Source organism: Stutzerimonas stutzeri, from assembly GCF_024448935.1.
In the GTDB taxonomy this organism is placed as follows: domain Bacteria; phylum Pseudomonadota; class Gammaproteobacteria; order Pseudomonadales; family Pseudomonadaceae; genus Stutzerimonas; species Stutzerimonas stutzeri_AO.
In genome coordinates this window covers 20,584-32,561 of sequence record NZ_JAMOIE010000058.1, presented here as the reverse complement: position 1 = coordinate 32,561, position 11,978 = coordinate 20,584, and the positions used below count along the sequence as shown (strand labels likewise).

Annotated in this window: 10 protein-coding genes and 1 pseudogene; 7 read left to right on the top strand and 4 right to left on the bottom strand. The window is 62.3% G+C overall.

Features of this window, described 5'->3' with window-relative positions; translation table 11 throughout:
* The coding region (locus tag NA637_RS16355) for a transposase (protein WP_423836742.1) at positions 1–248 on the bottom strand (248 nt) is incomplete at its 3' end.
* A 52-nt stretch (positions 249–300) separates the two neighbouring features.
* Here NA637_RS16355 and NA637_RS16350 point away from each other — a divergent pair.
* Both NA637_RS16350 and cfaB read left to right on the top strand, forming a co-directional pair.
* Positions 301–841 (top strand): annotated as a pseudogene (locus tag NA637_RS16350) (transposase); the annotation flags it as partial.
* A gap of 233 nt (positions 842–1,074) precedes the next feature.
* A complete protein-coding gene (cfaB, locus tag NA637_RS16345) occupies positions 1,075–2,256 on the top strand; it encodes a C17 cyclopropane fatty acid synthase CfaB (protein ID WP_256073387.1) in 1,182 nt (393 codons plus the stop codon).
* Between the two features lie 213 nt (positions 2,257–2,469).
* Here the strand turns inward: cfaB and NA637_RS16340 are convergent, their stop codons facing one another.
* Both NA637_RS16340 and NA637_RS16335 read right to left on the bottom strand, forming a co-directional pair.
* A complete protein-coding gene (locus tag NA637_RS16340) occupies positions 2,470–3,321 on the bottom strand; it encodes a universal stress protein (RefSeq protein ID WP_256073386.1) in 852 nt (283 codons plus the stop codon).
* A 14-nt stretch (positions 3,322–3,335) separates the two neighbouring features.
* Positions 3,336–4,823: a SulP family inorganic anion transporter gene (locus NA637_RS16335; RefSeq protein ID WP_256073384.1), complete on the bottom strand. Its 1,488-nt coding sequence runs from the start codon at positions 4,821–4,823 to the stop codon at positions 3,336–3,338.
* Positions 4,824–5,415: 592 nt separating this feature from the next.
* Between NA637_RS16335 and NA637_RS16330 the strand changes: the two genes are divergently transcribed.
* Together NA637_RS16330 and NA637_RS16325 are read left to right on the top strand one after the other, a co-directional pair.
* On the top strand, positions 5,416–7,179 hold the full coding sequence (locus NA637_RS16330; RefSeq protein WP_256073383.1) for a sensor histidine kinase: 1,764 nt from the start codon (positions 5,416–5,418) through the stop codon (positions 7,177–7,179).
* A 27-nt stretch (positions 7,180–7,206) separates the two neighbouring features.
* A complete protein-coding gene (locus NA637_RS16325) occupies positions 7,207–8,562 on the top strand; it encodes a sigma-54-dependent transcriptional regulator (protein ID WP_256073382.1) in 1,356 nt (451 codons plus the stop codon).
* Positions 8,563–8,864: 302 nt separating this feature from the next.
* On the opposite strand, the gene NA637_RS16320 is transcribed toward NA637_RS16325, so the two are convergent.
* On the bottom strand, positions 8,865–9,647 hold the full coding sequence (locus NA637_RS16320) for an IclR family transcriptional regulator (RefSeq protein WP_256073381.1): 783 nt from the start codon (positions 9,645–9,647) through the stop codon (positions 8,865–8,867).
* Positions 9,648–10,253: 606 nt separating this feature from the next.
* Here NA637_RS16320 and rpmB point away from each other — a divergent pair.
* The 3 genes from rpmB (at position 10,254) to NA637_RS16305 (ending at position 11,920) form a co-directional block, all read left to right on the top strand.
* Positions 10,254–10,490, top strand: coding sequence for a 50S ribosomal protein L28 (gene rpmB, locus NA637_RS16315; RefSeq protein WP_019339373.1), 237 nt, complete (start codon positions 10,254–10,256; stop codon positions 10,488–10,490).
* 11 nt (positions 10,491–10,501) lie between these two features.
* Positions 10,502–10,657, top strand: a complete 156-nt coding sequence (gene rpmG, locus NA637_RS16310) for a 50S ribosomal protein L33 (RefSeq protein ID WP_045423166.1) — start codon at positions 10,502–10,504, stop codon at positions 10,655–10,657.
* 972 nt (positions 10,658–11,629) lie between these two features.
* Positions 11,630–11,920, top strand: a complete 291-nt coding sequence (locus tag NA637_RS16305; RefSeq protein WP_256073380.1) for a hypothetical protein — start codon at positions 11,630–11,632, stop codon at positions 11,918–11,920.
* Positions 11,921–11,978 lie beyond the last annotated feature (58 nt).

Below are 11,978 nucleotides of genomic sequence, written 5' to 3'. Positions count from 1 at the left end.
ATGGCGCGCTCGATCTTGCGGCTGGAGAACACGCCGGTGGCGTAGCCATAGATCAGCAGGGCCAGCAGCACCGACGGGTGATAGGCGCTACTGCCGCGCCCGGCGTACGCCTGCTCCAGCGCGCTAAGATCAAACCCGTCGACGACTTCGACGATAAAGCGAGCCAGGTGATTTTCCGGCAGCCAGTCTTCGATGGAGGGCGGCAACAGGTAGCTGATGTGGCGATCGACTGGGCGGAAACGGCTCATGCTGGGTTTCGCTAAGGGCAGACCGCCATGATCGCAGAAAACCATGGGAAAGCCCGACAGGCTGCTAGGAATTCGAGAATTGAAAGCCGGGGGCAAGATACTGGTAACGACACTGTGCTGCGCCAACCGCACGTCCAAAGCAGAGCTGAAAAAAGCCTGTTCAAAAACCGTTGGCATGTCGAGCTGGATCTGCGCAACCTCAAGACCACGATGGGGCTTGAGATGCTGAGCTGCAAAACACCCTCGATGGCCATCAAGGAACTCTGGGTTTACCTACTGGCGCATAACCTGATCCGGTTGATCATGGCGCAATCGGCCTCATTGGCTGATTGCCTGCCACGTGAGCTGAGTTTCAAGCACAGCCTCCAGCTATGGCTGGCCTGGAGGCAATTTGCTTTGATGACCTGAGGCGGGGTGAACACCTGAATAGTCTGTTGCTCCTGATTGCTCAACAGCGCGTTGGAAACCGTGCTGGGCGGGCAGAACCTCGGGCCCGCAAACGAAGGCCTAAACCCTATCCATTACTGACTCGAACACGCCAGTCTGCTCGCGCGGAAATCAAGAGATGCGGTCATCCCAAGAGGCTAGGTTAGTGCCATTCTCACCTATCCCTTTTTGTGCGAGTCCCTTTGCCTGCATGCCTTGTGCCGTGTAGTAAAGGCCTGCCGCTGGGTGTCGTCCCGCTGCTCCAAGTAATGCAGCGCCACCGGCGCCTGACCCGGGCAGGGAAGAATACCAAACTGGTGAAAAATTCGGGATAGACGGAGCGCAAGCGGAAAAAAGCTGGTCTAGGCTTTTATGCAACGCCAAATCTAGGAGAACGAGTATGTTGGCCACATTGCTTCCTACCTTGCGAGAGTTGGAGTTGCCGTTGCGTCTGCGACTCTGGGACGGCAACGAGATCGATATCGGGCCCGCACCCAGCGTGACATTGGAGATCAAGGACCCCAATCTGATTCCGCAGCTGGCCCACCCCAGCCTGGCCTTGCTTGGCGGCGCTTACGTCGAAGGCAAGGTCGATCTCCACGGCCCGCTGGAAGAGGTGATCCGCATCGGCGACGAGATCAGCCGGGCACTGGGCGATGAACATTCGCAGCTGCCGGTGCGTGAAGCCCATGACAAGGCCACCGACGCCGCTGCGATTTCCTATCATTACGACCTGTCCAACGAGTTCTACCAGCTCTGGCTGGACCGCGACATGGTCTACTCCTGCGGCTATTTCGAGACGGGCAGCGAAGACCTTGATCAGGCGCAGCAGGCCAAGCTCAGGCACCTGTGCCGCAAGTTGCGTCTGCAGCCCGGCGATCGGCTGCTGGATGTCGGTTGTGGCTGGGGTGGTCTGGCGCGGTTTGCCGCGCGTGAGTACGGGGCGCAGGTGCTCGGCATAACGCTCAGCGCCGAACAGCTGAAGCTCGGACGCGAGCGGGTCGCGGCCGAGGGGCTGGAAGATCGCGTCCAGCTTGAGCTGATGGACTATCGAGACTTACCCCAGGACGGACAGTTCGACAAGGTGGTCAGTGTCGGCATGTTCGAGCATGTCGGGCACGCCAATTTGCCGCTGTATTGCCAGCAGCTGGCTGAGGTGGTTCGCCCGGGCGGCTTGGTCCTCAACCACGGCATCACCTCACGGCACACCGATGGCCGGCCGGTTGCCCATGGCGCGGGCGAGTTCATCGACCAATATGTGTTCCCCCACGGCGAGCTGCCGCATTTGACGAGCATCGGTGCCTGCATCAGCGAATCCGGGCTGGAAATCGTCGATGTGGAGAGCCTGCGCCTGCATTACGCACGTACCCTGCAGTTCTGGAGCGAGCGGTTGGAATCGCGCTTGCAAGAGGCGCGGCGGATGGTTCCAGACCGCGCCTTGCGCATCTGGCGGGTGTATCTGGCCGGCTGTGCCTATGGCTTTCGCCGCAACTGGATCAACCTGCATCAGATCCTGGCAAGTAAACCCTTGCCTGATGGCGGACATGAATTGCCTTGGTCGCGGGCAGACATCTACCGTTAACGAATGCCCTCGCTGCGCCCTGGCATTGAAAAAGCCCACCGAGCAACGGTGGGCTTCTTTTTATCGTGCGCTAGGCGGTTGATGGACCGGCACGCCTCATCCGACAGCCAGGCCCGGCGGCCTTTACCTGTTCCGGCAACACACGGGTCAAACTGGCGAAACGGGGCCTGCCCTGACGGCAAGACGCCTGCTTTACTGGCGGCCTAACGCCAATCAGCGCAACAGCAGCAGTGGCGTGGTGGCCGAGCGAATCATGCGGGTGGTCGTACTGCCGACGAGGAACTGGCGAATCCGTGAGTGCCCGTAAGCGCCCATCACCAGCAGCCCGATGCCATGTTCGATCTGGTGGGCATGCAAGGCGGGTTCTACCTCGCCGGCACGAATCGCGATGTGCACCTCGAAGCCTGCCGCCGTCAGCGCATCGCGTGCGGAGCCCAACAGTGCGCGGCTGTCGCCGGTATCCTCGCCGACCATCACCAGATGGATCGGTATGCCTTTGAACAGCGGACTGGAGGCCAGCATTTCCACGCCCCTGCGGGTGGTGGCGCTGCCATCGAAGGCGAGCATGACGCTGGTCGGCACAGAGAAACTCGCGGGGGTGACCAGGATCGGCCGGTGCAAGGTACGAATCACGCTTTCCAGCTGGCTGCCGATGAGCTGCAGGTCGGTGCCGCTGTCCTCGCCCTGCTTGCCGATCACCAGCAGGCGCGTGTCGGACTCCAGCTCGCGCAGGCTTTCCACCAGGTCGCCATGGCGCTGGCGGACGTCCGGTTGCATCACGCCGGCAGTCACGACGCGCTGCTTGGCTGCGTCGAGCATCATCCGGCCTTCCTCGAGCGCCAACTTGCTGCGCTTTTCGTCCAGCGCGGCGAGTTCTTCGAGCAGGTACTCACGGCTACCGAGGCCGATGATGCCGCTGAGGTTGCCGGTTGCCGGGTATTGCTGCTGGTCCAGTACATGCAGCAAAGTCAGTGGTGCATCCAGTTGCAGGCTGGCCCAGGCGGCGCAATCGCAGACGGCCGCAGCTTGTGGGGAACCGTCGATGCAAGCCAATACGTTGTTCATTGTTGTGCTCCTGGTCAGTGGCTCATCAGCTCATCGATGGCGTCGGGTTTGTCATGCACACCGAAGCGGTCGACGATGGTGGCGCTGGCTTCGTTCAAGCCCAGCACTTCGACCTCGGTGCCTTCGCGGCGGAACTTGATGACCACCTTGTCCAGCGCCGCCACGGCGGTGATGTCCCAGAAATGCGCGCGGGACAGGTCGATGGTGACCTTGCCGAGCGCTTCCTTGAAATCGAACGCACCGGTGAATTTGTCCGACGAGCTGAAGAATACCTGCCCGATGACCTTGTAGGTGCGCTGATTGCCGGTGGCGTCCAGCTCCGAGCCGATGTGCAGGTAGTGGCCGACCTTATTGGCGAAGAACATCGCCGCCAGCAGCACGCCCGCCAGAACACCGTAGGCCAGGTTGTGGGTGAAGACCACCACCACCACGGTGACGACCATGACGATGTTGGTCGACAGCGGGTGCTTCTTCAGATTACGCAGCGAGTCCCAGCTGAAGGTGCCGATGGACACCATGATCATCACCGCCACCAGCGCGGCCATGGGGATCTGGGACAGCCATTCGCCGAGGAACACCACCATCAGCAGCAGGAATACGCCGGCGGCAAAAGCCGAAAGACGGGTACGACCACCGGATTTTACGTTGATGATCGACTGACCGATCATCGCGCAGCCGGCCATGCCGCCGAGCAGACCGGAGGCGATGTTGGCAACGCCCTGGCCCTTGCACTCACGGTTCTTGTCGCTGGGTGTGTCAGTCAGCTCGTCGACGATGGTCGCGGTCATCATCGACTCCAGCAGGCCGACCACGGCCAACGCGGCGGAATACGGGAAGATGATTGCCAGGGTCTCGAAGGTCAGCGGCACTTCCGGCCAGAGGAAGACCGGCAGCGTGTCAGGCAGGTCGCCCATGTCGCCCACGGTGCGAATGTCCATACCGAGGTACATGGCAATGGCGGTCAACACGATGATGCACACCAGCGGCGAGGGGATCAGCTTGCCGATCTTCGGCACGTAGGGGAACAGGTAGATGATGCCCAGGCCGCCCGCGGTCATGGCGTATACGTGCCAGGTGACGTTGGTCAGCTCCGGCAGCTGGGCCATGAAGATCAGAATCGCCAGCGCGTTGACGAAGCCGGTGACCACCGAACGCGAGACGAAGCGCATCAGCGAGCCGAGGCGCAGATAGCCGGCACCGATCTGCAGCACACCGCAGAGCAGCGTTGCTGCCAGCAGGTATTCAAGGCCGTGGTCGCGTACCAGTGTCACCATCAGCAGCGCCATCGCCCCGGTGGCGGCGGAAATCATGCCCGGCCGGCCGCCCACGAAGGCGATCACCACGGCGATACAGAAGGAGGCGTAGAGGCCGACCCGCGGATCGACCCCGGCGATGATGGAGAACGCGATGGCTTCGGGGATCAGCGCCAGGGCGACGACGATACCCGCGAGCAGGTCGCCGCGGATGTTGGAGAACCAGTTTTGTTTGATCGTTTGCAGCATCGGACTATCCAGAGCAAAAGCACCACCATGCAGACCATGTGCGGCCGGCAGGGATACAAGGCTAGTTTTTCAGTTTGAGTGATTCAGCTGTCGCTGAGCGAAACGCACGGACAGCAGCGTACGACCGCCCCATGACAGACAGTCGCAAAGTGACGCGAGGGGGCGAAGCGCTATGGCGGACTAGGCAGCCAGGTCATGGGCATTACGAGCTCTTTTCTGAGCGACTCGGCTGGCGAGTCGCATTCGGGGGGCGACATTCTAGTCGCAACGCAGCTTTTTTACGACCGCCAATCTAGGTCCAGAGCGCATCCAGGTTGCTGAAGCCCCAGGCGGCGGGGTCTTCGCGGCCGATGATGCGACCGCTGCGCTGCGTACATTGCCAAACGGAGTCGGCTGACAACGACTTTCTAAGCAAAGCGGACCCCGACTGATGGGGCGAGCTGGCCGTTCTTTGCAAGCGATTCATGCTGGAGTTGATACAAACTTTCGCAGCACACCACTGATGTTCATTCGTCATTTTGTAACCGTACGCATGGCTGCCCGCACGGTGCGCTTTCGCTTACCATCGGCGCGTCCCATCGCGAGCGCCGTCATGCCTGCCCTGCCCAACCGCCTACGTGTAACTCTGATCGTGGCGCTGATTCTCGTCGGCCTGCTGCTGAGCATGTACTGGGCCGGGCGGCTGGCCGAGCAGCGTGCCTGGGCCGAGCGCAGTCAGGAGTCCCAGGGCCAGCTCGAGTTATATGCCCAAGCGATCCATACCCAGGTGCAACGCTTCCGCTCGGTGCCCGCGCTGCTGGCGCTCGACAGCGACATTCAGGCGCTGTTGAACAACCCCAGCGACCAGGCCCTGCGTGAGCAGCTCAATCATCGGTTGGAGGAGCAGAATCAGGCCGCGGGCTCCTCGGTGCTGTACCTGCTCGACCGCCATGGCGAAACCCTGGCGGCCAGCAACTGGCGTGACTGGAGCAGCTTCGTCGGCAACAACTACGCCTTCCGGCCCTATTTCATCGATGCGGTGACCAACGACTCGGGCCGCTACTTCGCCGTCGGCGTGACTACCGGCATCCCCGGCTATTTCCTCTCCAGCTCGGTCAAGAATGCCAGCGGCGAGGTAATCGGCGTGCTGGTGGTCAAGCTCGAACTCGAAGACATGCAACGGGAATGGGTCGGGCAGTCCGGCATCCTGCTGATCTCCGACTCGCTGGACATCGTCATCCTGACCAACCGTCCGGCCTGGCGCTTCCGCTACCTGCGCCCGCTCAGCGACGCGGTGCGCGACCGCCTCGTCGCGGTCCGCCGCTATGCCGAACAGAACCTGCAGCCACTGGCCAGCCAACGCCTGCAGCGCATCGCCGACGACAGCGAGCGGCGCCTGGTTGACGGGCCCGATGGTCGCCGCGACTACCTCTGGCAACGCCTGGCGCTGCCGGAGGAAGACTGGACCCTGCACCTGCTGCAGGAGCCGCAACGGGTGGCCGCCAACGCTCGCAGCTATCGCCTGGCCGCGGCGGGCGTCTGGATGACGCTGGCGTTCCTGCTCTTGTACCTGGCCCAGCGGCGCAAGACCCTGCGCGTGGAGCGACGCAGCCGCAACGAGCTGGAGCGCCTGGTAGAGGAACGTACCCGCGAGCTGAACACGGCGCAGGACGAACTGGTGCATGCCGCGCGCATGGCCGCGCTGGGGCAGATGTCAGCCGCCCTCGCCCACGAAATCAACCAGCCACTGACGGCCCTGCGGATGCAGCTGGCCAGCCAGCGGTTGCTGCTGGACAGCGGCCGCACCGACGCCGTGCGCGAAGGCATCGGCCAGGTCGAAGGCCTGCTCGAACGCATGGCCGCGCTGACCAGCCACCTGAAGACCTTCGCGCGCAAGAGCCCCGCCGGGCTGCGCCAACGGTTGAGCCTGGCCGAGGTACTGGGCCAGGCGCTGCAATTGCTCGGCCCGCGCATTCGCAGCGAAGGCGTCGAGGTGATCTGTCAGGTGCCGCCGCAGGCCTGGGTCAATGGCGATGCGATTCGCCTGGAGCAGGTGCTGATCAACCTGTTGACCAACGCGCTGGACGCCCTGTGGAATACCGAGTCCAAAACGCTGCGCATCCTCTGCCAGCCGCAGGGCGACGGCTGGACGCTGAGCGTTGCCGACAGCGGTGGCGGCATCGCTGATGAGCATCTGGATCAGGTCTTCGAGCCGTTCTTCACCACCAAACCGGTCGGCCACGGGCTCGGCCTCGGCCTGGCCGTCTCCTACGGCATCGTGCGTGACCTTGGCGGCAGCCTCAGCGTGCACAACGATGCGCAGGGCGCGGTGTTCGAGCTGCATCTGCCTGCGGCCGAATCACACGGCGACGAGTAGACTGGCCACTCGCAGGAGGAGTGAAACATGAGCGGTCAGGTGATCTTCGTCGATGACGAGGCGGCGATTCGTCAGGCGGTGCAGCAGTGGCTGGAGCTGTCCGGCTTCAGTGTGCGTACCTGCGCACGCGCCCAGGAAGCGCTGGCCATCGTCGACCGGGGCTTTCCCGGCGTGCTGATCAGCGATGTGCGCATGCCGGACCTGGACGGCCTTGGCCTGCTGGAGAAGCTGGTGGCCCTGGACCCGGAGCTGCCGGTGATCATGGTGACCGGCCACGGCGATGTGCCGATGGCGGTCCAGGCGCTGCGCCAGGGCGCCTACGACTTCATCGAGAAGCCCTTCACCCCGGAGCGCCTGCTCGACAGTGTCCGTCGCGCCCAGGACAAGCGCCGACTGGTCTGCGAGAACCGTCAGTTGCGGGAACAGTTCACCCGCAAAGGCCGCATCGAATCGATGCTGCTGGGCGTCTCGCGGACGATGGAGAACCTTCGCCGTCAGGTGCTCGAACTGGCGGGCACGGACGTCAACGTGCTGATTTGCGGCGACACCGGTAGCGGCAAGGAGCAGGTTGCGCGCTGCCTGCACGATTTCAGTCCGCGGGCGCGCAACCCCTTCGTCGCGCTCAACTGCGCGGCGATTCCGGAAACCATCTTCGAAAGCGAGCTATTCGGCCACGAGAGCGGCGCGTTCACCGGTGCCCAGGGCAAACGCATCGGGCGCATCGAGCACGCCCACGGCGGCACTCTGTTTCTCGACGAGATCGAGAGCATGCCGCTGGCCCAGCAGGTCAAGCTGCTGCGTGTCCTGCAGGAAAAAACGCTGGAGCGGCTGGGCTCGAACCGCAGCATCGAGGTCGACCTGCGGGTGATCAGTGCGTCCAAGCCGGACCTGCTGGAAGAGGTACGCGGTGGGCGCTTTCGTGAGGATCTGCTGTACCGCCTGAACGTCGCCGAACTGCACATTCCGCCGCTGCGTGATCGCCGCGAGGACATTCCGCTGTTGTTCGATCACTTTGCCACCCAGGCCGCACAACGCCACGGCCGCGATCCGGTCCCGGCCAGCCCGGCCGAACTGGCGCAGCTGCTCACCCACGACTGGCCCGGCAACGTGCGCGAACTGATCAACGCCGCCGAGCGCCACGCCCTGGGCCTGACGCCACCTTCACCAACCACGGCTCCAACTGCCGTCGCCGGCACGTCCCTGGCCGACCAGATGGAAGCCTTCGAAGCCCAGTGCCTGCATAGCGCCCTGCAACAACACAAAGGCAACATCAGCGAAGTCATGGCGCAACTGCAGCTACCCCGCCGCACCCTCAACGAAAAGATGCAGCGCCACGGGCTGAGCCGCAGCGATTACCTGGCCGCCGGCAGCGGCGACGGCTGATCCCCTCTCGTGGATCGTGCTGAGCGGATGTGGTGGGCGTGAGCGGCACGTCTTCGATATAAAAAACCAGCTCCGACACACCACGAGCCCTGTGGGAGCGAGCTTGCTCGCGAATCCTCCGTGCCTCTTGGGAGTCCCGTTTCGCCAGCAAGCTGGCTCCTGCGAAAGCTTGTGCGAATGTGCCCTTGAACCGAGTGCAGTTCTTTTGCCACCGCCTGCTCATGGGTCAGCAGCAGCTTGAGCAGGATAGGGTCCAATAGATCGGCAGCTCCCCGCTTGACTGGGTGTCGCTTAGCCAATGATCAGACCCCCAGGCTCTCGATATCGCGGGCGAGCATTTCCAGCTGGTGTGCCAGCGAGCCACGTAGGGTTTCTTCGCTGAGCTGAAACGAGGGCGCGCCGCAGGTCAGCGCCATGATGCTGCCGTCGGCCAGATGAAGTGGTACGCCAGCGGCCATCACGTTGCGGTCCCAGTCGCCGAGCGACAAGCAGAAGCCGTGCTGGCGGAATTCGGCAAAGGAGCCGTCCAGCGAGTGCTTCATGGTTGCCCAGTCGTCTCCGTACTTGGTTGCCAGCGCGGCCATCAGGTGCTCTCGCTCCTTGGCCGGGGTCGCGGCGAGGAAGGCGCGGCCTGCGGCAGTGGTGGCCAGGGGCAGGCGTACACCCGCGTCCATCCGCAGCGTCGAAACCTCGGCCGGACGGCAGTTCTCGATGTAGATCATCGACAGCCGGTCACGGCAGGTCAGCCCCACTGATGTGTGGGTACGGCGGGAAAACTCATCCATGTATGGCTTGGCCAGCTGGCGCACGCGCAGGTTGGACACGTAGGCATAACCCAGCGCCAGCACGCCCGAATCGAGCTGGTACTTTTCCAATTGCGGCGAGTAGCTGAGGTAACCGAGCTTGGTCAGGGTGTAGGTCATGCGCGACACCGTCGGTTTGGGCAATCCGGTGATACGCGCAATGTCCTGGTTGCCCATCACCACCGAACCATGGGTGAAGGCTCGCAGCACATCCAGCCCGCGCGATAGCGCTTCGACGAACTTGCGGTCCTTGGGAGTATCGGTGTCTTCGATGTCGCTCATGTGGTGTTGGTCTGTCTAGTGGTGGGCGGCGGGGCCGCACGATAGCAGATCGCCCCCTTTACTCGGCAGGGCGGCCTTTACCGAATGCTCGGGCTTGCCGCGAGGGCCGGGCCATGGCCAGGTTGCTTGTGCCAGTTCGCGCATAATAGCCGAAAATATCGGTTTTGCATTCCGCAGAGTAAAACCGTGGTTCGCTGGCGCTACTGATCTCAAGGTGGATCTGATGAGTGCTGTAGCGTCATGTGCGGTTGGGTCTGCATCGATATGACCCGAGCCGATGCGCCCGTTAGGCCGGTTCGTTGCAGCGGGCGGTTCGGGCTATAGGGAGAAGACGAAGGCGACGAACGGGGTATTCCGGCAGACCGCGCCAGGCGCGGCCCAGGAGGGGATCGAGGCAATAGGCGCCGATGCCGAAAAGTTGCACCGCGCTTGTGACCTGGGGGGGATTCTGATATAAAGCAGCGCTCTTTTCTAGGGGCCCGGTTTCTACGCTTGCCGCGTAGCCGGTAAGACCCCGACGAAACGTGGCGCTGAGCGCCAAAAAGACATTTGAATTCAAGCGGCCAACCCATGCCGGGTTGGGCATGTGGTTTAGAGGGCTGAGGCATGTCGAGAGTCTGTCAAGTTACCGGTAAGGGTCCGGTAACTGGGAACAACATTTCCCACGCGAACAACAAAACCCGTCGTCGTTTTCTGCCGAACCTGCAGCATCATCGCTTCTGGGTCGAGTCCGAGAACCGCTTTGTACGTCTGCGCCTGACTGCCAAAGGCATGCGTGTTATCGACAAGCGTGGCATCGACGCCGTTCTGGCTGAACTCCGCGCTCGCGGCGAAAAGGTTTAAGGAGAACTATCATGCGTGACCTGATCCGTTTGGTGTCCAGCGCCGGTACCGGCCACTTCTACACCACCGACAAGAACAAGCGCACCACTCCCGACAAGATCGAAATCAAGAAGTACGATCCTGTCGTGCGTAAGCATGTGATGTACAAGGAAGCCAAGATCAAGTAATTGGCGCGACACGCGTAGCGTGTCTCCATAACCTCAAGTTGTTGGTCATCTTGAGGGGTTCCGTTGGGACCATCTGGTCTGGGCAACCAGCCCCGGATAAAACCTTCGCCCAGGAGTCCATTGCCTTTGAGGAATCGCCGCAGCGGCGGCGGCAGCCTGCCAAGGTCGTTTAGCTCCCGGTAGCACGACCGCGGGACAGGGAAACCTGGTCTGGAGAGCTTTCCTATACATCAACCCACGCGGGGATGAATCCCCGCTGGGGTTCCTCTCGCCTAAAAAACGAGAGGAAATCACCTAGAGCAAGCTGTTCATCAGGACAGTACGTGTTCACATCTATATGGAGACATGAGCGAAAGCTCTGTCTGTCATTGTCCAGCCATTCCCGGTACGGAATGGTAGCGGACTCGTTGTACGACCAACGGATAGCCTAGGGAAACATGCGCCACTGGTAACGGTGGGGTGTGGAGCCTTCCCGACAATGTAGCCCCCGTCAGGGTGCGGTTCTGCCGCGAGGCGAGCCGTGGATGCTCGGAGCGGTACCGGGTTGAGGCGCTAGGCTGGCTGGCATGGAGCAACGCAAGTGAACGGCTGATAAGCCTCGTTAATGATCAGCTTGCCAAAGCTGCTGTTGGCAATAACCACAAGGTGTATGGTCGGTTATCCCTGTCGATACGGGGATACGTTGTCTCGGTACCACCGGCGAATAGGCAGGTCCCAAACCAGTCGTGTGACAGATAGGGAACCTGGTAAACCCGTATTGTATTGTTGCCTCGTGGCAGGTGAGCCGCAAGGCGAGCTGTTGGCGGCGCGGGTAGGGGATCGCAGAGAAAGCGAATGCCGGGCTGTAATGGTTCGGATAGGGGTCGTAACATCACCCCACGGGAGTGACCCCGTCCCCTGCTCGACCGTTGGCGTCCCGCTGTTGCAGTTGATCGCGCCCGGTACCCCATGGTTTCTAATCGGGAGACGCTCATGGCTATACGCGTTTCGTTATTCGTTTCAACGTTGATGACTGCGTCGCTGGCGGTTGCCGCCGGCACCGGTCCGACGCACCCGGAGAAAGCCCGCGAACATCCACTGGACACGCGTGAGCCGCGGCAGGATGTAATCGAAAATGGAGCAGACAGCCAAGGCCAGCCAAGGCCTCCGACGCTGGAAGCGCCGCCTGCAGTGCCGCCCGTTACGCCTGACGAACGCCCCTCATCGCCGGATCGGCCGGACACACGTTCGGGCGAAAGCGACGATTCAGCCCCAGCCAGTTGATCAATCGGTGCAAAACCGTGGCAGCCCATATGGCAAAACGAAAACGGGAGGCCCAAGC

Coding starts and splice junctions, on each gene's coding strand:
- NA637_RS16305 (WP_256073380.1), top strand. CDS start 11,630: ATGGCTATACGCGTTTCGTTATTCGTTTCAACGTTGATGACTGCGTCG.
- NA637_RS16320 (WP_256073381.1), bottom strand. CDS start 9,647: ATGAGCGACATCGAAGACACCGATACTCCCAAGGACCGCAAGTTCGTC.
- NA637_RS16330 (WP_256073383.1), top strand. CDS start 5,416: ATGCCTGCCCTGCCCAACCGCCTACGTGTAACTCTGATCGTGGCGCTG.
- rpmG (WP_045423166.1), top strand. CDS start 10,502: ATGCGTGACCTGATCCGTTTGGTGTCCAGCGCCGGTACCGGCCACTTC.
- cfaB (WP_256073387.1), top strand. CDS start 1,075: ATGTTGGCCACATTGCTTCCTACCTTGCGAGAGTTGGAGTTGCCGTTG.
- NA637_RS16325 (WP_256073382.1), top strand. CDS start 7,207: ATGAGCGGTCAGGTGATCTTCGTCGATGACGAGGCGGCGATTCGTCAG.
- NA637_RS16335 (WP_256073384.1), bottom strand. CDS start 4,823: ATGCTGCAAACGATCAAACAAAACTGGTTCTCCAACATCCGCGGCGAC.
- rpmB (WP_019339373.1), top strand. CDS start 10,254: ATGTCGAGAGTCTGTCAAGTTACCGGTAAGGGTCCGGTAACTGGGAAC.
- NA637_RS16340 (WP_256073386.1), bottom strand. CDS start 3,321: ATGAACAACGTATTGGCTTGCATCGACGGTTCCCCACAAGCTGCGGCC.